The following is a 23,182-nucleotide window of genomic DNA, read 5'->3' on the forward strand; positions in this document are numbered from 1 at the left end:
TTCCAAATCCTGTTTTAAAAGGAGTGGATATGCATGCTTGATTACCAATATCGGCGCAAAGCCTATGCTATTTTGTTAAAACAGACATCCGTACCCTCATCTACAACTTCTTTTTCCACCTGGCTCATACAGCTACTAAAACGAAACAAGTAAAAAAGGTGTGCTACTGCACACCTTTTATTTGTTCGACAGCGACGTTATGCCAATTTGCCTTACAATTTTTTTACTGTCTTCATTTAATCCTTTTACAATAACCTTTTTATTCAATCGCTCATATTTATCGATAATTTTTGAGATGCCGATCACGGCCGATTGATCCCATATATGAGAAGAACTAAAATCAATAATGATGGTATCCGGGTCTGTTTCATACTGAAATTCATCCATGAAGAAGCTGATGGTAGCAAAAAATAATTGCCCTGAAACCCTGTATTGCTTCATATTGCCTTCTGTTTGTGAAGTTGTTTTGATTTTAGCCATCTTCCAGCCAAATACAATCGTACTTAAAACAATACCTACCATTACTCCTAATGCTAAGTTATGTGTAAACAATACGATAACCACCGTAACAACCATTACAATGGCATCCGATAGTGGATATTTCGTTAAGTCTTTAAGGGACTGCCAATCAAATGTACCGGCAGCTACCATAAACATAACGCCTACAAGAGCAGCCATTGGAATCTGTTTAACAACATCGCCAAGCACCATAATTAAGAACAATAAAAAGACTCCGGCCACTAAGGTAGATAGCCTTCCACGTCCCCCTGATTTTACATTAATCATAGATTGTCCAATCATGGCACAGCCAGCCATTCCTCCAAAGAAACCTGTTACAATATTAGCGATGCCTTGACCGCGCGCTTCTTTATTTTTATTCGAAGGCGTATCTGTAATTTCGTCCAGCACCGTTGCCGTTAGCATAGATTCAAGTAGGCCTACAATCGCTAAAGGAAGCGAATAAGGTAAAATGATAAGCAGTGTCTCCACTGATAAATCAACCTTTGGAAAGTGAAGAACCGGAAGCGAACGCGTAATATTCCCCATATCTCCTACCGTTTTTAAATCTAAATGAAAGACAATCGCTACAATCGTCATCAAGACAATGGCAACAAGCGGAGATGGTATTGCTTTGGTCATGAGCGGAAACAAATAGACGATGAGCAGCGTTCCGGCTACCATTGCGTACATCATCCAATTTGCTCCTTGAAAATGGGGAAGCTGTGCTGTAAAAATTAAAATACCTAGCGCATTTACAAATCCAATCATAACTGTTTGAGGAAGAAATGATAAAAACCTTCCTACTTTCAAAACACCAAGTAAAATTTGAATAATTCCGGTTAAAACAGTAGCTGCAAATAAATACTCAATGCCGTGATCTTTGACTAAGTCAATCATCAATAAAGACATTGCTCCTGTTGCAGCTGAAATCATAGCTGGTCTTCCGCCTGTAAAAGCAATCACAATTGCCATACAAAAAGATGCATACAGGCCAACCATGGGATCGACACCGGCGATAATGGAAAAAGCAAGGGCTTCTGGAATAAGCGCAAGAGCAACTGTCATCCCAGACAAAATATCTGCTCGAACGTTTGAAAACCACTGCTGTTTAATACTTGCCATCATGATGGTTGATCACCTCTTATGAATTTTTTATACAATTTTCGACTTTCACGAAAATCAAAGCCGTTTTTAACGTATCAAATCGTACCATACAATTTCCCGTTTGGAAACAATTAATTTTCACAAATAAAAAGGCGAGAAGCTTGATTGCTTCTCGCCTTTTTATTTGTTACGCCGCAGCATTTCGCTGCCATTCAGCAAATAAACGAAATGAAATTATGTTCATTCATTAATTGCTGCTTCAAGCGCAACAACAATCATATCGTTAAACGTCGTTTGACGCTCTTCTGACGTTGTTTCTTCACCAGTAAAAATGTGATCACTTACTGTTAAAACCGATAAAGCATTACGGCCGTATTTAGCGGCTAGGGTATACAAAGCCGTTGTTTCCATTTCAACTGCCAATACGCCGTGAGCTGCCAATTTTTCTAGCTGGCCGTCTTCATTGTAAAATTGATCAGATGTAAATACACTTCCTACTTTTAACTGAAGGCCTTTTTCAACACCTGCATCGTAAGCGCGCTTTAATAAATCAAAGTTAGCTGTCGGTGCATAGTCAATAGGACCAAATTTAACGCGGTTCATTTGTGAATCACTTGACGAAGACATGGCTAAAATAACGTCACGTACTTTTACATCTTTTTGAATTGCTCCGCATGTACCAACGCGAATTAGGTTTTGAACACCATATTCATTCATTAGTTCATTTACATAAATAGCAATTGATGGTACACCCATTCCTGTTCCTTGAACAGAAACGCGCTTTCCTTTATATGTTCCTGTGAATCCAAGCATACCGCGCACTTCGTTATAGCAAGTTACATCTTCTAAAAACGTTTCTGCAATGTATTTTGCACGAAGTGGATCACCTGGAAGTAAAATCGTTTCTGCAATATCACCTTGTTTTGCCCCAATATGTACGCTCATTTCGTACCTCCTATATGTAAAAAATCTTACGCTTTCACTATACCATATTGTATCCCTTGCTTGTCTATTTACTTCTAACATTATGCGTCAAAAATAAAAAGACATACAGCCCAAAAAATGGCGTAGTATGTCTTTTTATATAAGGGTACGCTAATAGCGCAAGGGATTTACTAACGTTAGCTGAGGTGATATGTATGGGAAAAAAACATCGCAATCGAATTAATTCGCCTAAAAAGAATAATCATATTCCAAAAGAAGCAATTATAGCAGAACATGAAGCCCATGGAGATGAATATTCAGCAACAAACCGAAAAAATGGCCCTGGCCATCATACTCGTGATTACTAAGGGTCAACATATAAATAAAAAGCGGCCAGATAGGTCGCTTTTACCTTATGTTTAGCGTACGTGCAGGCGGTTCACTTTTTGCCAGCCGTCTGTCCATAACTTGTAGTAATACTTTCCTCGAGTACCTTCATCAATTAACAAAATATCGCCTGTGCTGATAAACCTCGCATCACAATCTTTTGGCAAATTATCAGCAATATTAAACATTTGAAATACTTGTGTTGCTGCGTCTTGATGATCGAATGCTGTAATCGTTAGACGATGGACAGGCTTATATCCGCGCTTTTCGCCTTTTTCTTCTGTTTGCATAATGGTTACATCATATTCTGTGCTAATATTAAATTGTTTTTTTATTGTGGTCCACACACTCAACATTCTTCCCTCCACCCAAAAGCAAGTATTTACTCTTTTACGTCATGTATTCTTATATAATTAGTGATAAAATCCGAAAATCCTTTATCGAATCAAAACGTTTTTTGTCGAAATTACTAGTTTTTTCTTATTAAACATGTACATAAAATATTTGTTTCCCATTTTATCATTAGTTGTTTTTGAATGGATGAATCAATAGGCCTACTTAAACAAAATGAAATATTAACGAAAAAAATGTAACCATTGCTCCTATTTTTGGTTATATAGGCGTTTAGAAAGGAGATAGACTCCTAAGGACCAAGCAAGTCCTAAACAATATCCTGCTAGTATATCCGTTAAAAAGTGTACGCCTAAATACAAACGGCTAAATCCAATTAATAAAATAACAATAGCTATTACGCATGCAGCTGCCGTTTTAACAGCCCTGCTTCTTGTATACATCCATATTAACAAAAGTACTCCGCTGTAAAACGCCATTGAGTTCATGGCATGTCCGCTCGGAAAACTATAGTGAGAGGCGGGAACGACTTGACTCCAATCAGGTCTTGGTCTTGCAAAAATCTCCTTCAATCCCCAATTTAAAGCGCGAACTCCCCAAAAAACGAGCGTGATATATAAAGCGAGCAACCCTTTTCGTTTATAAAGAAGAAATACTATAATTGCAAACCATATTGGCGCAGTGACATACCAAGATCCTACGGTTGTTATAAATATGATGATGGGTGTTAACGTGTCCGTCCTCCATCCTTCAATGGTATGAAGTACATTAAAGTCAAGCTGTTTCACCCAAGGTGTATTAAACGTAAATAAAATGAGTAAAAAGAAAGCTAAAAGCGATACAATAAATAGAGAATATTTTGTAGTGCGATTTACCATTTTTTATTTCCTCCAACCTATTAAAAGAAAAAGCATGTAGCGTTCTACATGCTTTACTTATTCACACGTTTTGGCTGAATATAGTCTTCCGGCTTAGGAGCTTGATGAACGACAAATTCAGCCGAAAATTCCTCTTTTGCATTTATTTTTTTCGTTTGCTTTGATTGCGGCATATACCTCTCTCCTTTCTTTTTACTGTCTTTAATATACGAAAAATAAAGGAGAGCTATGCACGTTAGCTATAGCGTGAAATAATATTGGTTAATATATTTTTTAACTGAGGAATTTCTTTTTCAGAAACATGAACATGAACGAGCGACTCATCTGCATCCAGCATTTCAGATAGAAAGCCGCCAAACCCTCTGGCACGTCGATCTACTTCTATAAATAAATCGTAGTCATGTAAGCCGCTCGGCTGTACGATGATTTCAATTTCATCTACTTTCCCAGCGTACAATCCACCGCTTGGAACAAATTCAAATTCTTGAACAAAAGGAAGTCTTTTTCTCATCCGGCGAGGGGCTTCTTCGCACTCGACTTGGCGCAAGCGAAAGCCAAGCTGTTCCATAGCTTCAATTGCGCTTGTTACCATAAGGTTAGGAAGCACTTTTACATGATCAATATCTGACGGATCAACGGCATCTTTAATATCGAGGCTCGTCGCCACCCAAACCCGGGTTCTCCCTAATGTAACAGGCGTATCATCAGGCAGCTGAAAGGTAAAAGGAATAGATTTCGTTTCAGCTGGTTGAATTGTGAACGGGTCGTTAATCTTAAACGTATTGAGCTCAATATCCTGCTTGTATTTTTTATCGTCTCTTTCTTTTACATAAGTTGTGAATAGACGCAGATAGATGCTGTCAATTTTCTGCTCAACATTGCCTCCGTACACTTCAACAATCCCTTCAATCTTTTCACCAGCACGAAATTCATCATTGACAAGCTTAGCGTCCACTCGCGCTGCACCAATTCCAATGCGGGCTAACGCTTTATTAAATAGCGCCATACTTTCCCCTCCCTGAGTTCTTACTATTTATATAGTCATAAATATCTTTTTGTAAACTTTTAATGCTTTCATACGATTCATCTGCTCTCAGCATTTTTTGAATGATGATCTTAATAGGTGTCGACAAACTTAGCTCTTGTTCCCAGCTTCTTTCTTGTTTTTCCGTCGGCTCATAACCAGAGTATAATAAAAATAAAAGAAAATGACCAAGTGCATAGATATCGCTTGCAGCGGATGTTTGTCTCATAAACTGCTGTTCTTCTATAAGGGTGCTTGTTTCTTCATGGTCCCCTAAAAATCTAGCAAGACCAAAGTCAATAACATAGATGGTTCCGTTAACATCAATAATATTTGGAATACGAAGATCACGGTGAATGATTCCTTGCTCATGAATAGCAGAAACTACGTCTAGAATATTAAGTAAAATGTCAAGCGCTTGTTCTTCCGTATACACGCACTTCTCTTCAAAAATTAAACCTTCAAACGTTTTCCCTTGAATCAATTCCATCACTAAGAAACAGCCTTCATCTGTTTCGATAGCTTCATACAGTGAAGGAATTTGAGGATGATTTAATTGAGACAGCAGTTTCGCTTCATAATGATAAGACTTCAGCCCCTGAGACGTGCGCTGCTTTGTTTTACGGAGCTGTTTTACTACTACCTCTTTTTGTTGCACAATATCGTTAGCAACATATGTTATACCATAGCTTCCCATTCCCAGTACATCTATGATTTCATAGCGCCCGCAAATGACTTTTCCTTTTTTAAAAGGGCGGTCAACTAACCAGCGATGAAGGTGTTTGAACATTCGATTTTTCATCATAAATCAACTTGAGAAAAAGCTTGAGAAGAAGCTTCCACTTTTACGTTTGCGCTTGTAGTGGTGGTGGCCATATTTTGAATGACTGTGGCTGTCATAATATTTGCTTCGTTTATAATCGCTACTGCTGCTATGGTGACGAGGACGTCTGTAATGCTGATCACTGCTGCTGTAGTGACGAGGACGTCGATAGTGTCGATCGCTGCTGCTGTAGCGTCGATGTTTAGATCCAGTTAATGATTCAAAAATTTTTCTGAACATAAAGAAAACCTCTTTTCTTAACATTTGTTACCCTTTATACGTACGAAATGTTATAAAGGTTTCAAAAAATCCCTTACCCTTTTTTTATATAGTTAAACGTTTCAAAGGAGGCTTAACATGACTTCTACTGACACAAATTCTCTCATTAAATTGGAGGATGTTCTTCGCCTGCAGCAGATGATGCAGCTCAAACCTCCTGCTACCCTCCCGCTGTCTTTTATCGGAGAAGACGTAAAATTGATTCAAGAGATTCGAAAAAAAGTAAAAAAAGCTAATCAAAACAATGTTACACGTACCCAAGCTTATTTAGACTATTATCAAAAACACCCCGAAATTCACTGGGCTTTTTTAGCACACTTGGTTTCACGGAACGGCGGCTATTACATGACAGATCTCTCCACTACCTTAATAAAATCCCTGCTTTCTCCAGAAAAACAGCACGCGTACTTCTTGTTTTTAGAACATTCCAATTCCGCCATTTTTCATGATGCTTACGCTCAGCTGTTACTCTATGAAAAAAGCAAAGAGCAAAACAGCAATCTGTTTCATTTACTACCCGCTTTTCACATATCTTTTTTTATGAAAACTGTTTGGAATGACTTTTGGCAGCATAGAAACAAAACGCTCTTATCAATAGCCCTGATTGTGAACGAACAGTATCATATCGAAAAAAATGTTCTCTTTAAAAAAGAGTTTCAGCGGGATGTTCTTCACTCTTGGCAGTTTCACACTCAAAACTTTCTCGGTATGACTCAAATCGTCTTTCCCTATTATTCAGGTAATAACATTGATTTATGTGGAACAAAAGTGTATCATTTCGAGTCTGTCTTAAAACGGATTGAAGTGGGAAAAACTTTATACGTTCTTCTTTTTTATTCAAACTTGCATGATTCTATCTATACATTTAGCCTTAAACACCCCCACACAGGGTCTCGAAGCGATTATAATACGGATATATTTACAAAGAATCGAACTCATTCCAAAAAGCTGTATAGCCCGACTTTAAATATGAGCTGGGGAGACCGCGTACACCTTTTTTTAAGAAAAGATGAGTGGTTTGAAGACGAAAGCATATTTTCTCTCCTTGAGTCTATTCCCGCTTCTTCAGTTAAAAAAATTCCCATTCAGCATCATATAAAAGTGCAATCCGCTATTAAAGCTGCTAACCCTTTTTCATAGCCGCTGTCTCATAAACAAAACGACGAGTTTCCCCGTCGTTACAGATGTATCTATCTTTTTATTCTTCATCTTGCTCATCAATAATACATTTATCAATGAGATAATCAAAAGTTATATCCGCTAATTCGCCTAGCTCTTCTTCAGCGGGAACATAGCCTCGCTTGACTAGTTCATTGTAAAAGAACTCCGCAATTTCTTCCGTATCAATGACCACTTCGATTTCTTTCACAATATCACTCCTTATCCCGTTTGAACGGATTAGCGTACCTTATTTTTCTTAAAAATAGGTTCACTCCATCTTCTGCTTGAAGTTTTACCTTATACACATTTATGAACAATTCAGCAATAGTATGTCTAAAATTTCAGCAGTTTAAATAGAAAGGTAATTATCCCCATTCTTTTTTCATTACCATCGCCGTATACACAATAAAAGATAGCTAAGAGAGATGTGATGATCTATCTCGGCTATCTTTTATTTATTAGGCATCTACCTGCTATTTTCCTTGTTCGGATTTTGCTATCTTTTTTAAATGTTTCAGCACTAAGTTCATGACTTCAGCGTATTCTTCATCTTCAAAAAGCTCATACAAAAATTTATAATCATTGTACACATCTAAAAGACCGTTTATAATCTCATGCTTTTCTTTAGTTAACCTCACTTCTTCTTTTTCAGAACCGTTTTGTTTTTTCATCTTTGGTAGCAACTCCGTCTTTTTAATTTCTTTACCTAAATACAACATATCAACACTTTGAGCATAATTTTCTGTTTCCTCATGAGGAGTTACGAGAATGAGTTCTTCTTCACTAGCCTCAAGCCATTCTCCATCTGTTACACGTGACAATTCATAGACAATATCTTCCCATGAATCCTCTTTATAACGCCATATTTCTGTTCGAATACCAATGATTTTAAATAACTCTTTTCCATAATTAAAAACCTGGACGATATCGCCGAAGAAAAATTTATATTCAAGCTCTACTCTTTCCTGTACTAATATTTGACCTTCATATTCTTCTAGAAGCTCAATTGTATCTTCTAAAAAAAGACCTTCACTATGGTTGATTTCGTATACAAAAATCCCATCCATTACTTTTATATCGGTTATAGTGCCAACGGTCCCGTATATTGTTACAACGACTGTTTCACCAATTCCGTATTTAGGTTTTTTCTTCCCTGCCATCGTCGCACCTCCTTAGTAAACATACACCTACTGAAAAGTTACAATATTATATGCAGTAACTAAAAAAGGGGAAGTATAACATCTTTAGAACCAAGCCTTTATTATCTATTGCCCTCTATCATTTTCACCCCTGCTTATTGCATGAGCTAAAGAAAATAAAAAAGCAGGCTGATGGATATCCATCAGCCTGCTTTTTTATTTCTCACGCATTATTTTGATAAAGCTCCCATGCTTCATCAAATACGGTCATACTTGATAAATAATGTCCGTTGAGCTCTAAATAAGAACTCAGTTCGTCATAATTTGTTGAAGATTTCGGGAAGCTGTGATCATCATAAGCACTTCGCGCAAACTCTCCCATTCGATCATGTTTTTTATTTGATCGGAATTTCATTATATAGTGATAAAAGGATTTCATCGTACTCCCCCTCCAGCGGTATGTGTATCTTTTCTATCATTTTTTCAAGAAATCTACAACTTTCTTCTGTGTTATGTAGATGTCGAACACTGCAATATAAGTGGTTTACCGGACAAAAAATATTAAATTCATGTTACAGTTGCAAAACAAATTTCACTATTAGCGTAACGAATAAATATTGTTATATCAATATTTTTCTTTTTTCAAAAAGACATTTGTAACAAAAACACATCGTTTTTATAACAAAAGCGTTGATTCGACAGGTTTCTCAAGCCTTTATGTAATTGCAAAAAAGAAGAATTCATGTTTTAATTCCGTAGTGAAAGGTTATTCTAACAATAATCGCCATTTAAATAAATCTTGTTGGTGGGAGGTTTACATCAGCATATGTTGAGGAAAAATAATACTATGAATACTCGAAATGCTTACTTTGATAATGCTAAATTTGTATTAATTTTTTTAGTTGTATTTGGACACATGATTTCTCCGTACCGAACAGATAGCAGCGGAATGCTGTCCATTTATCACTTTATCTTTATTTTCCATATGCCTGTCTTTATTTTACTAGCAGGTTATTTCTCAAAAAATTTTCATAAAAAAGGCTATTACAAAAAAATATTTACAAAGGTGGCTCTTCCTTACTTAGCTTTCCAAACTATCTATACCCTTTATTATAGTGTGCTTTATACAGATGAAACGTACACGCTTCAATATTTGGTTCCTAGATGGGCAATGTGGTTTCTACTGAGCTTAATTTTTTGGAAATTAATGCTTCCTTTCTTTGCGAAATTCCCGATGTGGATTAGCTTAACTGTCTCTATTTCGCTTGGACTTGCAATGGGCTTCATTGATATTGACGGATTTGATAAAATTCTAAGCATTAGCCGAATGTTTGTCTTCTTCCCGTTTTTCCTTTTAGGCTACTATTTGTCACAGCGACAAGAGCCTTTTACAAATCTTTTGACAGCGCGAAATCGAATCATTGCATCCATCGTATTACTAGTGACATTAATCGGAAGCTATTCTTTCTTAGACGACACGGCTTACACAGATATGCTGTATGGAACGAACACGTACGACAATGTGGCCGAATTTTTAATGCGCGTTTCTCACTATGGAATTGCTTTTCTTGTATCTTTTGCCTTTATGGCTTTAATTCCAACGCGCGGTTTTGCTTTAACAAGCATTGGACAGCGATCCCTATACGTGTATTTATTGCACGGCTTCATTTTAAAATGGTTCTTTACAACTGACTTCTCAAAAAGTCTAGAGCCAACATCATGGGGTATTATCGTCTTAATCGCCCTGTCCATTTTAGTAACGATGCTTCTCGGCAGCCGTATTGTCGATTGGTTCATCACCGGTACCAAGCTCATTGTTCAGTTTGTTACACCTAAAAAAGCCATTCAGAAATTTTCACTAGCATTCAAACGTACGTTTTCATAAAAGTCATACTCCTAAAGGAGTATGACTTTTTTCATTTTCTTCGAAGAAACCAAGTAAATAATTTCATTTTGCTGAATTTTATGTTAACGTTTTAATATCTAAAGGAAGGGAGTTTTTCAAGATGGAATTAGCATATTATGCTGGAGAGTTTAGAGATATTAATGAGGCTGTTATTCCAATTGATGAACGCGGTCACCAGTTCGGAGACGGTGTTTATGAATTTATTCGCGTATACAAAGGAGTTCCGTTTTCGATTGAACGTCACTTAGACCGCTTAGAAAGAAGTGCAAAGGCAATCTTTATCGAACTGCCGGTTTCAAGACAAGAGCTAAAGGACATCATTCACCAAGCAATGGAAAAATCAACGTTAAAAGACGCTGATATTTATATTCAAGTTACGCGCGGGATTGCTCCTCGAAATCATTTATTTCCCGATGTACCTGCACAATTAGCACTCACAATACGCCACCCTCGCCAAACACCTGAAGAAGCCTATGAAAAAGGCATTTCTACGCTTCTTTTGGAAGACGAGCGATGGGCTAATTGCTATATCAAATCATTGAACTTACTTCCTAACCTTCTGGCCAAACAAGCTGCGGCTTCTAAAGGATGTAAAGAAGCTATTTTAGTAAAAGACGGATACATAACCGAAGGGTCGAGCAGCAATGTATTTGCGATAAAAGACAACGTCTTGTTCACGACTCCTGCCACAAGAAAAATTCTATCCGGTATTACGCGCGCTAACGTACTCGAATGTGCGCAGGAACAAGCCATTCAAATCCGAGAACAAAATATGACTCCTTCCTTTTTAAAAGACGCTGATGAAGTTTTTATTACGAGCACATCTGTTGGTCTCTTGCCCGTTTCAAAAATAGACGAAGTCGAACTTCCAACTTTCCGTCCTGTTACAGTGGCTTTAAAACACGCCTACAGCCTGCGCACTGCTGGAACAAAGGCTTATCAATAAGCAAAGCCGCCCCTTACAAAATAAGGGGCGGCTTTTTAGAATTTAAAGTAGTTGCGCTTTAATAATCTCGGCACTTTCAATAGCTCATCATACCGAATGGATTCATCAAGTTTTTTTGTATCGACAAGAAGCAGCTGTGTTTCCACTTCTTCTATGATCTCTTCTTCTTGATATGACATCCCGCAACCTGAACAGCTGATACATGGCATATGAGTAATTTCAATACTTCTCGTTCCGTCTGGCAATTCCCAGTATGCGGTATTGGTTGTTTCTACCGCTTTTTCTTCTTCGCACCATGCGCATTGAACAGTCATATTACAGGACCTCCTTAAGATGATGGAGCATCGTCGCTTTTACCGTCTTTTTTCAATTGTGCTTTAAACTTTTTATCTTTTAATTCATCTCTTTTTTCACGTTTGTCTTTTAGGCTTTCGTGAGCACTGTCACTTTCATATGTTTTACGTCTTTTTACTCTCCCTAACCCTTCCGGTACAAGGTTGAATTGAGCATCATTCATAAGACCCGAGATGCCGATGGAAGAATCTTTAGTATCCGATGCTGGATAAACAGCTCGAAAATAATCATCTGCACCCCCAGGCACATAGCTTTCTGGCTCCGGATACGTCGTAATCACTCCTTCAAAGTTTCGCAGAACAACTTTACTTGCGCTTTGACTAATAATATAGTTTGGCTGAACCGCAATCTTTCCTCCTCCTCCTGGCGCATCAATAACAAACGTTGGAACAGCATAGCCAGACGTGTGACCTCGCAGCCCTTCCATAATTTCAAGCCCTTTGGAAACAGGTGCACGGAAATGCCCAATTCCTTCTGATAAATCACATTGATAAATATAGTAAGGACGAACGCGTATTTTCACTAAGTCGTGCATAAGCTTTTTCATGATAGCTACGCTGTCATTAATCCCAGCTAAAATAACGGCTTGATTGCCAACTGGAACGCCTGCATCGACAAGCATTTCACATGCTTTTTTTGTCTCTTCCGTAATTTCAATGGATGTATTAAAGTGAGTATTTAACCATACTGGATGATATTTTCTTAAAATGGCACATAAATTTTCCGTTATTCGCTGCGGAAACACAACGGGTGCTCTTGTGCCAATTCGAATAATTTCCACATGGGGAATAGCTCGTAAATTCTTCAAAATATATTCTAAAATGTTGTCATTAATCAGCAAGCCATCACCGCCTGAAATGAGTACATCTCGTACTTCGGGTGTTTTGGCGATATAAGCAATCGCAGCATCTAACTGCTTTTTTGGAACGCCCATTCCGATTTGTCCTGAAAACCTTCTTCGAGTACAGTATCTGCAGTACATGGAGCATTGATTGGTAACTAAGAACAAAACGCGATCAGGATAGCGATGAGTCAACCCTGGCACGGGAGAATCTTCGTCTTCATCTAGGGGATCTTCTAGATCGTATTTTGTTTTATGAAGTTCTTTGCCAACCGGAACAGACTGCATACGGACGGGGCAGCGAGGATCATCTGGATTCATTAAAGATGCATAGTAAGGCGTAATATTGAGCGGAATTGTTTTGGTTGAAATGCGTACTCCTTCTTCTTCTTCAGGAGTTAAGTTAATAACCTTTTTTAAATCATCTAACGTTCGAATTGTGTTTGTTAATTGCCAAATCCAGTCATTCCATTTTTCTTCAGGAACATCTTTCCATAACTCAATATCTTTCCAATGTCGGGACGGCTTATATAAATCATATAACATACAATCGCTCCTTTATGAAGATTTACTATTGTTATATGTTACAGCCCATAAATTGGTTAATTATTTCTCACCCTTTACTTTTTGACAGATCCTTCACCCATACGTTCATATCTTCTAACGATTTATAAATGTAGCAATTATTCGTTAATCGTCCCGTATAGATATACCCAAGCTGATGAAAAGCGGCATTCATTCCAAATGAAAGCGCTCTCGCTATTGTGTATGCACAAAAAATATGCCGCTGTTTTAGCTCCGCCTCTAGTGCGCTTAATAAATGCTTCATGAATCCATACTTTCGGTAAGCAGGGAGAGTCGCACAATCCGTTAGTTCAGCATTATGATAAACATAGTCAATTTCAGCAGAAGCAGCGCTAACGATATCGTTCTTGTCAACTATGATATAAAACAAACTATCTTCTTGAAGCAAACTAGAGAGATACTCTTCTTCGTAAAGGGGAGTAGGATACACTGTGAAGATTTGACGATAGAGCTGAGAAAGTTGTTTAGCGTCAGATGAAATGGCTCGGCGCATGATCAGTTGATTTGATAAAGGAGAATAATCAGATGTCGGCAAATTCAAAACATCTTGAAGCAGCTCTGTTTCTTTTAACGTCTCCCCGCTGTCTCGGCGGGATTGAGACGTATAGTAGCATAAAAGATACGCGTCGCTTCCGTTAAAATAGTAGGGAACAGTTGCTTCTAAAGAAAATCCCAAGCTCATCCAGTCCAACAGATGTTCAGCACGTGCTTTTATAATCCACTTTTCGTACGTTGCCTTATCAACTTCTTTATATATATAGCTGTAAATATCGTTCATATTTCCCCGGTAATCATCTATTCTCAGACGCTTGTTACATTCATCTAAAAAAAGAGTCATAGCAAAGGTTGGTTGACAAATATTTTCTTGTTTCGCCATTTGTTTGTATCCTCTCCCTTTTTAGCTTAGTCCGCAATACTGCACCAGTCTGCTACCGTGAGAGCAATAATTTCTGCTGCGTCAAGCATCGTTTGAATACAAATATACTCATTCGGAAAGTGGGCCACTTCTGTTACTCCCGGTCCAAAAACAACTGTTGGAATATCCCCTACTTGTGACAGTATCCCTCCGTCCGTTCCCCAAGGAGATGCTTCAATGATCGGCTGTTTCTGTTTCACTTGATAAAAAGAGGACGAAAGAGAGGTCATAAGCGGATGCTCCAATTCAATTTCACCGGGAAGCCAGTGGGCCCCAAACCATTCCAGGTCGACAGGATGCTCAGCAAACCACTCATCACACTGAGGCAAAAGTTCAAGCCAGGCTTTCATTTCTGCTCTGACATTTTTCATTTTTTCATGCGGAGCAACTCCTATCCTGCCTTCTAATATTACTTGATCAGCGACTGAAGAAGGCCACGTTCCTCCTTGTATATTTCCGATATTAATCGGCACGGGAATGGGAATTTTATTATAGAGCGGATCTGTAATTCGACTGTTTCTCTCTTTTTCAAGACCCTCAATATGTTTAAGCACAACAGCCGCTTTTTCAATCGCACTCACGCCTTCATACCGAGTCCCTCCATGTGCTGCTACTCCATGCACGGTCACTCGAAACCACATGGAGCCTTGCTGCTTAGGAAAGATCTTCATGTTGGTTGGTTCCGGAATAATGGCACCATCTGCTTTATACCCTCTAAGTACGCAGGAAAGTGTTCCTGCACCTCCGCTTTCCTCTTCTACTACGCTTTGAAAAATAACATCTCCTTTTAGTGAAATATCTAGCTCTTTCAACGCTTGAATAGCTAAAAGTAACGACACATTTCCTCCTTTCATATCCGTTGCTCCGCGCCCATATAAGTTTCCATCTTTTACAACAGCCGTATAAGGGTCTTCCGTCCACTGTGAAAGATCTCCGGGTGGCACTACATCAATGTGCCCATTCAAAATGATGGATTTCCCTCCGCCTTTCCCTTTTAACACGCCTACCACATTCGGACTGTCTCGAAAAGTAGAACGGTTGGAGGCAAAAGCTTCATGGCTACGAAGTATTTTTTCGTCCGGTTCCCATATATCAATATCTAACTGCAACTGTCGAAGGCGTTCAATGACAATTGCCTGCGCATGCTTTTCAGAACCTTGTACGCTTGCTTCTTCTACGAAACGCTTGAGTAAACGCACTGCACTTTGACGATGCTCTGTCATCCAGTTATGAATAGATTGCTGTATGTTCATGTAATGGTCCTCCTTATGGTATCGTAATCAATTGATCACTCAGGCGAACTGTCGCTTCTGTTGAACTCAAAATATCCTCTACGGTATAAGGAGACATTAACTCTGTTAGAAGAAGCGCATCTTTTTCCACTTTAAAAACCGCCCGATCTGTAATAACTAATCCCACGCAGCCCGAAGCAGTCAGAGGTAAAGAGCACGTCTTAACCAGCTTCGGTTCTCCTGTCTTGCTCGTATGATTCATTAGCACAATGACTTTTTTCGCTTTTTGAGCTAATTCCATCGCTCCTCCCATCCCAGGAACTCGCTTACCTGGCACAATCCAATTAGCTAAATCCCCTTTTTCACTCACTTCTAACGCACCAAGAATGGTCATATCGACGTACCCTTTTCGAATCATCGCGAAGGCTGTAGCACTGTCACAGTATGAAGCCCCTTGAACGGTAGTTGTTGGATAGCCTGCTGCATTGCAGACATTCTCATCTTCTTCACCTAAAGGAGGCGAAGATCCTAACCCTAAAATTCCGTTTTCAGCATGAAACATCACATGAACAGTACTTGGTACATAATTAGGAATAAGAGAAGGAATGCCAATCCCTAAATTAACAATCATGCCGTTTTTGATTTCAGCCGCAGCACGTTTTGCAATACGATGACGCATATCTATTCCCAAACCCATTTCCAATTCACTCCTTTTGAAGGAACAATATAATCCACAAATACACCTGACGTCATCACGTTCTCTGGGTCAATGTCGCCAAGAGGAACAATTTCATCCACTTCAGCGATAGTTATACGACCTGCCATTGCCATTAACGGATTAGTGTTTCGAGCGCTTTTATCATAAAGCAAGTTGCCGAATGGATCGGCTTTTTTTGCATACACAAAAGCAACGTCGGCTGTGAGCGGCTTTTCCACTAAAAATGTCTTGCCGTCTACTTCTACTTTTTCTTTTCCAAATTGAATAATGTCATTTTCTATTCCTACATCAACCAGTATTCCTCCAAGTCCAACTCCTCCCGCTCGAATACGTTCAGCAAGCGTTCCTTGAGGAGAAAACTCAACTTTTAGCTTTTCTTCTGTCATGAGCGTCCCAGCCACTGGGTTCGACCCAATATGAGAAGCGATCAGCTTTTGAATTTTTCCTTGGCTTACCAATTTTCCGGCGCCAATATGAGGAAAGCCTGAATCATTACATATCAATGTAAAATTTGATTTTCCGCTTTCAATCAGACCGTCAATGAGAGAAGGCGGGCTGCCTACTCCTCCAAACCCTCCTATCATTAGCGTAGCAGCATGATCGACATATCCAATCGCTTGTTCCACAGTTGTAATCTTTTGAAATGAGTTTTCGACCTTTGTCACTTATTTCACCTCATTTCTCTGTTTTTCATTTTGTACTTCATGCAATGTTTTTGAAAGCAGATCGACCGTTTCATCAAGCTGACGATGAGTAATTGTAAATGGTGGGGCAATAATAATGCCGTCTCCTTCGACTCCGTCTGTTCCTGCTTGTGAAGGGTAAAGAAGAAGACCATTTTTTTGGGCTTTACTTATTAGGCGTGCCGTCATATTTTCCGAGGATGAAAAAGGCTCCTTCGTTTTTGGATTTTGCACAAGCTCAAGACCAATTAGTAAGCCTTTGCCGCGTATATCACCAATGATAGGATAAAGAAGCTGAAGCTTCTTCAATTTTTCTACTAAGTAGTCTCCTTTCAGCGCTGCTTCTTGAACGAGATCATGCTTTTCAATATAGGTTAAAACAGCTAGCCCTACAGCCGATGACAGCGGATTAGCGCTTAGCGTATGTCCGCTCATAATTAATTTGGATCCGTTCATAATAGGTTCAATCGTTTTGCTGCTAGCCAACGTAACGGCTATTGGTGTATATCCTGCTCCCACTCCTTTTCCAAGCGTCATGATGTCTGGTTTAACTCCCCAGTGCTCATACGCAAACATCACGCCTGTACGCCCAACCCCAGTCATGACTTCATCCGCAATCCATAACACATCATATTTATCACAAATTTCTCTTATCACTTCATAATAACCGGGAGGAGGTGTAAGCGCTGCTCCGGCTGCTCCTACAATGGGCTCTGTAATAAAACCAGCAATATGTTCAGGGCCAGTTCGTTTGATAACTGTTTCCAATTCGTGTGCACAAGCAAGATTACAGGATGGATAGGTTTGATGAAACGGACATCGATAGCAATAAGGAGGTGAAACCGAAGGATAATCTTCAAGCAAAGATGAGAAGCGTTTTCGTCTTCCAACGTGCCCTGACATAGACAGAGCTCCTATTGTAATACCGTGATAGCTCATCCAGCGTGACAAAACCTTTGTTTTGGTTGGCTTTCCTTGCTCTTGAAAATGCTGAATTGCCGTTTTCATAGCCGTTTCAGTCGCTTCTGTCCCGCTGTTAACAAAAAAACTCCACTGGAAATGATTGCTGCTTAATTCACATAGTTTCTTAGCTAAGGCTTCTGTTGAGTCACTTGTAAACTGCGACCGATATACAAACGCAACTTTCTGTGCCTGATCGGTCATCGCATCAATAATTTCTTTTACGCCGTGTCCGATACTTGCTGTAACTGCCCCCGACGAAGCATCTATGTACCTTTTTCCATCTTGGTCGTACAAATAAATTCCTTTTCCATATGAAATAACTGGGTAGTCATCGTCGAGCAGCGGCTTTATTACATGAGTTTTATTCATTTCCGCACTCTCCTTTCAAACATACACTCTTATTAAACTGTATGCTGAAACGAAGAGTTTCTTGCCAATAAAAAAAGCCCTAGCATATAGCTAGAGCTTTTGCGCTTATTAAGCTGATTGCGTTACAGATTTATCGATACGCTTTGCTTCTGACTCAGCCACAATAACGGCACACGCAGCGTCTCCCGTAATATTTACAGATGTACGAAGCATATCAAGCAAGCGATCAATTCCAATAATTAATCCGATACCTGCTACAGGCAGTCCAACCGAACTCAGTACCATTGCTAGCATAATGAGACCAACTCCCGGCACACCTGCTGTACCAATACTAGCAAGCACCGCTGTCAATACAACCGTCACAAGAGCACCTAGCGACAGGTCAACGCCGTATACTTGTGCAATAAAAATAGTCGCTACACCTTGCATAATTGCCGTTCCATCCATGTTAATGGTAGCACCTAACGGCTGAACAAAACTGCTGATGGACTCCGGGACACGAAGATTTTTTTGAGCCACATTCATTGAAATCGGAAGCGTTGCATTACTGCTTGATGTACTGAATCCAACTGTCATCGCAGGAGCAAAACCTTTAAAAAATTCAATAGGGTTACGTCTGGCCATAAGCGCGACTGATCCCCCATATGTTACGATCGAATGGATAAACAGCGCGAGCACGACTACAATCATGTACAGCCCCATCGCTTTAATTGCCTCCCAGCCTTGACTTCCAACCGCGGTTGCAAGAAGCCCAAATGTTCCGTAAGGAGCAAACTTCATCACTAGATTTACAAGATACATCATCAATTCATTGCCTTGCTCGAGTAAATTGTAAAGCCCTTTTGTTTTACTTCCAAGCATCGTAATACCAAAACCGATAAAGATAGAGAAAACGATAAGTTGAAGCATATTCCCTTCAGCCATCGCTTGAATTGGGTTGACTGGAATCATATTTAAGAATGTCTCTCCAACCGGCGGTGCTTTTTCGGCTTCAAAAGAAGCGTTTTTTGTATCAAAAGATCCAAACGTACCCGGTTTAATTGCATACGCTAAAATTAAACCAATAATAATAGCAATGGTTGTTGTAACTAGGAAGTAGGAAACTGTTTTAGCCCCGATTCTTCCTAGTTTTTTAGGATCTCCTAAACCTGCTACGCCTAACGTGATAGAGAAAAACACAATTGGTACAACAAGCATTTTAATTAAGCTTAAGAAAATTTGGCCAAGCGGTGTAAACAAGTACTTGTCCAGCGGAGCAAAAGCACTTGGAGCAAAAGCATTAATCAACACTCCTACAACAGCACCAGCAATTAGCGCGATAATGATCTTTGTCGATAGCTTCATAGATTTACCTGCCGTAAATAAATTATATTAGAATGATTCTAACTACCATACTTATTTTACCATGCATTGAGAACGGTAACACTCAAAATATACAATATATTAAAAATTTTCAGATTAATATTTTTCAGCTATATAAAAAACCATGAGAATATCGTGGTTTCATAAACCACCATTCATAAATATGAATAATTATTCTAATAACCGCGTACTTTACTGCTTTCATAAATATTTTACTCATCAAAAAATAACTCTTTCCAGCTGTTGATTTTATCCTTATTGTACTGCTTGATATAACCCTCTTAAAATTTCACTGAATTTATTGATGGAAAGAAATGGACATTATCAATTCGCCTTATTCTATTTAATTCTGCTCACGATAGAAGTATGGATTCCGTAATATCTTTTAAAAAAGGAGCGGGTAATTATCATATAAAACTATCGGAGTTGGAGCGGTACAAGTTCTTTACTTTTTACTTATTCGCTCTCGTTATTTAACACATAAAAAAAAAGAGGCCGTGACGGCCTCTTTTTTTTTATACAGTAACAGGTTCAGAACTTGCTTTGCGATTCTTTAATTTTTCAACAATGTCACGCGCTACCCACACACCGCACGCACTTGCCTGCGCGAGCCCTCGCGTAATACCAGCTCCGTCTCCTCCCACGTATAAACCAGAAATTTCAGTTTCAAACTTATCGTTTAACTTCGGACGGGCGGAGTAAAATTTCGCTTCCACACCGTAAAATAGCGTATGTTCAGATGCTAATCCAGGCGTTACGTGATCCAGTGCTTCTGTCATTTCAATTAAGCTTTTCATCGTATTGTAAGGAAGCACTAAGCCCAAGTCACCAGGTACAGCTTCTTTTAACGTTGGTTCTAAAAAGCCTTCTTTAATTCGAGTCGCTGTTGAACGACGGCCCTTTAAAATATCTCCATACTTTTGAACAACTAAACCCCCGTTTGACAGCATATTAGCTAACCTTGATACTTCGTGCGCATATTCATTCGGCTGATCAAATGGATCCGAAAATTTATGGGAAACAAGCAGCGCAAAGTTCGTATTTTGACTTCCAAGCTTCGGATCTTTGTATGCGTGTCCATTTGCTAACATAATACCTGAATGATTCTCTACTACCACATGTCCTGAAGGATTGCTGCAGAACGTTCTGACTCTTGTACCTACAGACGTATTGTAAATGAATTTCCCTTCGTACAAGTGCTTGTTGATTTCTTCCATAACAACGTTGGATGTTTCGACTCGAACGCCGATGTCCACTTGATTGTTAATCATTTTTAAACGACGTTTTTTTAGTAAGTCACTCATCCACTTCGAGCCGTCTCGACCTGGTGAAACAACCACTTTATCAGCTGTAATTCTTTCACCATTCTTCAATTCGATACCGCGCACGATATGCTGACCATCTTCTTTTTCTGTTATTAAATCGGCTACTTCCGTTTTATACTGCATATCAATTTTTTCTTTTAAGTATTCATAAATGCTTTTTAAAATTTCTAAATTTTGCTCTGTTCCTAAATGACGCACCTGGGCACGTAATAGCTTTAATCCTGCTGCGTATCCGCGTTTTTCAATTTCACGAACTTTATCAGTTAACGGATCCGTAATTGTATCGGTTGCTCCGTGTTTTAAATTAATTTCATCCACATATTTAATTAAATCTACCACCTGTGATTCAGACAGATAATCCGTCATCCAGCCTCCAAATTCACTGGTGATATTAAACTTCCCGTCTGAATATGCGCCGGCTCCACCGAAACCATTTGTGATAGAACAAGCAGGCAAACAGCCAGCAAACTCTTTTTTGCCAACCGCAGGCGGACATTTTTCAATTTTTTTCTGAAGAATCGGACAATTACGTCGATAGATATCGTGTCCTTTATCGATTAATAAAATAGTTGCTTCCGGTAATTTTAACGTTAACTCATAGCAAGTAAAAATCCCAGCGGGTCCTGCCCCTACCACAATAACATCATAATTTGAGTTCATTGTACATTCTCCCATCATCTTTTTTCTTTGGGTAAAAGATAAAAGTTATTGACCGAATTTTCTTTTTTTATTATAATTCGGTTATTTTCTAGCCATTTGATAATATATCAAAAACAAACCCTTTAGTCAACAATATACACGAACATTAAAATAAAATATTTAAAAAACATTCGTTTTTATTCCAAACAAATAAAAACCAGTGAACGAATAGCAAGCGCTATGAAATGTTCACTGGTTCTTTAATGTACGGAAGAGCAATTTCTACTTTTGTTCCTACTCCTACTTTACTCGCAAATGAAATATGCCCTTGATGCTGTTCGATTATTCGGTAGCTAATCATTAACCCTAGCCCCGTTCCTGTTTGTTTAGTGGAATAAAACGGTTCACCTAGCCGAGCTAAAGATTGCTCATCAATTCCACAGCCTTCATCCTCGATAATGACCATGCCGTATTCATTTCTTTTCTCAACGGTGACTTTAACTGTCCCTTTGCTCATTGACTCAAGCGCATTTTGAATTAAATTAATAAAAACTTGTTTAAGCGCATTTTCTTCACAAAAGATTGTAATCTCATCACTAATCTCATTAATAATACGACAGTTTTTATAATTGGCGTGTGTATCTAATAGTAATGTCACATGACGTATGATTTGATTGAGACTTTTGGGGTGGTATGAATTTTCAATTTTAGGCTTGGCCAGCGTTAAAAATTCTTGAATAATGGATTCGACGCGATTCAATTCTTCAAGCATAATATCATTGTATTCTTCGTTGTACTGTTTCGATGCTTTTAACAGCTGAATAAACCCTTTAATCGCCGTCATTGGATTACGAATTTCATGTGCTACTCCTGCCGCTAACTTGCTCACCATTGTAAGCTTTTCAGATTTGCTTGCCATTTCATCATATTTTTTTCGATCCGTTACGTCGCGAATAATATACTGAATGGCATCCTGTCCTTCAAACTTAATTTTGGTTGCCGAAGATTCAATAATGACGACTCCTTTTTTAGTCAATAGTTTCACATCAACACGCGGCCTCACGGACATTCCATTCATTAGCTGAACCATTCGTTCTTTTACGATTTCTAAATGTTCGGGGTGAATAAAATGAAGCCAAGGACGCCCGATATACTCTTCTTTTTTCTCGCCGCCAAGAAGTTTAACACCAGCGGGATTCAAATATTGAATTCTGCCTTCTCTTGTTACAATAAATGCATCTTGGCTTTGCTGGACAAACTGCTTATATTGCTTCATTTTTCGAATGACTTCCTCTTGCTTTTCAATACTTGAGGAAAACTCTTTCCACTGAACAACTAAGAGCGGAATATCCCCTTCCGTGCGCTGAATATGGATGTGCATCGGAAACTGCTGATCTACTTTTTTCTTAAGTAAAACAACTTCTTCCTCTTGCTTTCTTAACGGTTCCACTTCATGCTTTTCAATAAAAAAGCGATTTGGCTCTTCAAATACATTACAGGAAAGAAGTCGTTCCTCCGTTGTTTTAAAAAGGTGGCAGCACGCTTCATTTAAAATTTGAATATCTCCATCCATATTCATTACGAGCATTGGTGTAAATGACATTGAAAATAGCTGTTGAAATACTTTTTCCTTTTCCATATATTCACCTTCGCTTATTGAGTTACTAGCTATAGTATAATATGGTAAATGTTGATTTGGCAAAATTTTTTTATTATTTAAACAATTTATATGTAAGTTTGTCCTTTTCCATCTGTTATAAAAAGCTCGCACA

Annotated in this window: 24 protein-coding genes; 4 read left to right on the forward strand and 20 right to left on the reverse strand. The window is 38.7% G+C overall.

Annotated elements, in window-relative coordinates:
• Positions 1-177: 177 nt before the first annotated feature.
• Positions 178-1,626, reverse strand: coding sequence for a SulP family inorganic anion transporter (locus ACFX4N_RS14685; RefSeq protein ID WP_013058710.1), 1,449 nt, complete (start codon positions 1,624-1,626; stop codon positions 178-180).
• 219 nt (positions 1,627-1,845) lie between these two features.
• A complete protein-coding gene (gene deoD / locus ACFX4N_RS14690; protein WP_013058711.1) occupies positions 1,846-2,550 on the reverse strand; it encodes a purine-nucleoside phosphorylase in 705 nt (234 codons plus the stop codon).
• Positions 2,551-2,744: 194 nt separating this feature from the next.
• On the opposite strand from deoD, the gene ACFX4N_RS14695 reads away from it, so the two are divergent.
• Positions 2,745-2,897: a hypothetical protein gene (locus tag ACFX4N_RS14695; RefSeq protein WP_013058712.1), complete on the forward strand. Its 153-nt coding sequence runs from the start codon at positions 2,745-2,747 to the stop codon at positions 2,895-2,897.
• A 51-nt stretch (positions 2,898-2,948) separates the two neighbouring features.
• Here the strand turns inward: ACFX4N_RS14695 and ACFX4N_RS14700 are convergent, their stop codons facing one another.
• From ACFX4N_RS14700 to ACFX4N_RS14720, 5 genes are all read right to left on the reverse strand, one after another.
• Entirely contained in the window at positions 2,949-3,272 is a 324-nt protein-coding gene (locus tag ACFX4N_RS14700; RefSeq protein WP_013058713.1) for a hypothetical protein, read from the reverse strand.
• A 246-nt stretch (positions 3,273-3,518) separates the two neighbouring features.
• Positions 3,519-4,145 (reverse strand): phosphatase PAP2 family protein, encoded by a 627-nt coding sequence (locus tag ACFX4N_RS14705; RefSeq protein ID WP_013058714.1) that lies wholly within the window; start codon positions 4,143-4,145, stop codon positions 3,519-3,521.
• Between the two features lie 235 nt (positions 4,146-4,380).
• The gene (locus tag ACFX4N_RS14710; protein WP_029323933.1) at positions 4,381-5,151 is read right to left on the reverse strand and encodes a sporulation protein; all 771 of its coding nucleotides are present in this window, start codon (positions 5,149-5,151) and stop codon (positions 4,381-4,383) included.
• Complete coding sequence (locus ACFX4N_RS14715; RefSeq protein WP_013058717.1) at positions 5,138-5,974, reverse strand: serine/threonine protein kinase; 837 nt, start codon at positions 5,972-5,974, stop codon at positions 5,138-5,140. Before ACFX4N_RS14715 ends, ACFX4N_RS14710 begins: the two co-directional genes overlap by 14 nt.
• Positions 5,975-5,977: 3 nt before the next feature.
• The gene (locus ACFX4N_RS14720; protein WP_078082119.1) at positions 5,978-6,232 is read right to left on the reverse strand and encodes a hypothetical protein; all 255 of its coding nucleotides are present in this window, start codon (positions 6,230-6,232) and stop codon (positions 5,978-5,980) included.
• A 117-nt stretch (positions 6,233-6,349) separates the two neighbouring features.
• On the opposite strand from ACFX4N_RS14720, the gene ACFX4N_RS14725 reads away from it, so the two are divergent.
• Positions 6,350-7,411 (forward strand): DUF2515 family protein, encoded by a 1,062-nt coding sequence (locus tag ACFX4N_RS14725; RefSeq protein ID WP_013058719.1) that lies wholly within the window; start codon positions 6,350-6,352, stop codon positions 7,409-7,411.
• 58 nt (positions 7,412-7,469) lie between these two features.
• On the opposite strand, the gene ACFX4N_RS14730 is transcribed toward ACFX4N_RS14725, so the two are convergent.
• The 3 genes from ACFX4N_RS14730 to ACFX4N_RS14740 all read right to left on the reverse strand — a co-directional run bounded on the left by ACFX4N_RS14730 (position 7,470) and on the right by ACFX4N_RS14740 (position 9,010).
• Positions 7,470-7,640 (reverse strand): YozD family protein, encoded by a 171-nt coding sequence (locus ACFX4N_RS14730; protein WP_013058720.1) that lies wholly within the window; start codon positions 7,638-7,640, stop codon positions 7,470-7,472.
• Between the two features lie 265 nt (positions 7,641-7,905).
• Entirely contained in the window at positions 7,906-8,592 is a 687-nt protein-coding gene (locus ACFX4N_RS14735) for a hypothetical protein (RefSeq protein WP_013058721.1), read from the reverse strand.
• A 202-nt stretch (positions 8,593-8,794) separates the two neighbouring features.
• Positions 8,795-9,010, reverse strand: coding sequence for a YozE family protein (locus ACFX4N_RS14740; RefSeq protein WP_029323935.1), 216 nt, complete (start codon positions 9,008-9,010; stop codon positions 8,795-8,797).
• Between the two features lie 408 nt (positions 9,011-9,418).
• Here ACFX4N_RS14740 and ACFX4N_RS14745 point away from each other — a divergent pair, with 408 nt between their 5' ends.
• On the forward strand, positions 9,419-10,456 hold the full coding sequence (locus tag ACFX4N_RS14745; protein WP_013058723.1) for an acyltransferase family protein: 1,038 nt from the start codon (positions 9,419-9,421) through the stop codon (positions 10,454-10,456).
• A 121-nt stretch (positions 10,457-10,577) separates the two neighbouring features.
• Positions 10,578-11,423, forward strand: a complete 846-nt coding sequence (dat, locus tag ACFX4N_RS14750) for a D-amino-acid transaminase (RefSeq protein WP_013084681.1) — start codon at positions 10,578-10,580, stop codon at positions 11,421-11,423.
• A gap of 35 nt (positions 11,424-11,458) precedes the next feature.
• On the opposite strand, the gene ACFX4N_RS14755 is transcribed toward dat, so the two are convergent.
• From ACFX4N_RS14755 to ACFX4N_RS14800, 10 genes are all read right to left on the reverse strand, one after another.
• Positions 11,459-11,737 (reverse strand): YokU family protein, encoded by a 279-nt coding sequence (locus ACFX4N_RS14755; protein ID WP_013058725.1) that lies wholly within the window; start codon positions 11,735-11,737, stop codon positions 11,459-11,461.
• A gap of 14 nt (positions 11,738-11,751) precedes the next feature.
• Positions 11,752-13,164 (reverse strand): lysine 2,3-aminomutase, encoded by a 1,413-nt coding sequence (gene kamA, locus ACFX4N_RS14760; RefSeq protein ID WP_013058726.1) that lies wholly within the window; start codon positions 13,162-13,164, stop codon positions 11,752-11,754.
• A 67-nt stretch (positions 13,165-13,231) separates the two neighbouring features.
• Positions 13,232-14,080 (reverse strand): putative beta-lysine N-acetyltransferase, encoded by an 849-nt coding sequence (ablB, locus tag ACFX4N_RS14765; RefSeq protein WP_029323939.1) that lies wholly within the window; start codon positions 14,078-14,080, stop codon positions 13,232-13,234.
• A gap of 26 nt (positions 14,081-14,106) precedes the next feature.
• Positions 14,107-15,372: a peptidase gene (locus ACFX4N_RS14770; protein ID WP_013058728.1), complete on the reverse strand. Its 1,266-nt coding sequence runs from the start codon at positions 15,370-15,372 to the stop codon at positions 14,107-14,109.
• Between the two features lie 13 nt (positions 15,373-15,385).
• On the reverse strand, positions 15,386-16,048 hold the full coding sequence (locus ACFX4N_RS14775) for a 3-oxoacid CoA-transferase subunit B (RefSeq protein ID WP_013058729.1): 663 nt from the start codon (positions 16,046-16,048) through the stop codon (positions 15,386-15,388).
• A complete protein-coding gene (locus ACFX4N_RS14780) occupies positions 16,033-16,734 on the reverse strand; it encodes a CoA transferase subunit A (protein ID WP_013058730.1) in 702 nt (233 codons plus the stop codon). The genes ACFX4N_RS14775 and ACFX4N_RS14780 overlap by 16 nt, the downstream gene beginning before the upstream one ends.
• Positions 16,735-18,084 carry an aspartate aminotransferase family protein gene (locus ACFX4N_RS14785; protein WP_029323944.1) on the reverse strand — a complete coding sequence of 450 codons (1,350 nt, stop codon included), beginning with the start codon at positions 18,082-18,084 and terminating at the stop codon, positions 16,735-16,737.
• A 108-nt stretch (positions 18,085-18,192) separates the two neighbouring features.
• Complete coding sequence (locus ACFX4N_RS14790) at positions 18,193-19,428, reverse strand: dicarboxylate/amino acid:cation symporter (protein ID WP_013058732.1); 1,236 nt, start codon at positions 19,426-19,428, stop codon at positions 18,193-18,195.
• Between the two features lie 533 nt (positions 19,429-19,961).
• Positions 19,962-21,431, reverse strand: a complete 1,470-nt coding sequence (locus ACFX4N_RS14795; RefSeq protein ID WP_013084690.1) for an NAD(P)/FAD-dependent oxidoreductase — start codon at positions 21,429-21,431, stop codon at positions 19,962-19,964.
• Between the two features lie 217 nt (positions 21,432-21,648).
• Complete coding sequence (locus ACFX4N_RS14800) at positions 21,649-23,049, reverse strand: ATP-binding protein (RefSeq protein WP_013058734.1); 1,401 nt, start codon at positions 23,047-23,049, stop codon at positions 21,649-21,651.
• Positions 23,050-23,182 lie beyond the last annotated feature (133 nt).

The organism is Priestia sp. YIM B13551, assembly GCF_042787905.1.
Classification (GTDB): Bacteria; Bacillota; Bacilli; order Bacillales; family Bacillaceae_H; genus Priestia.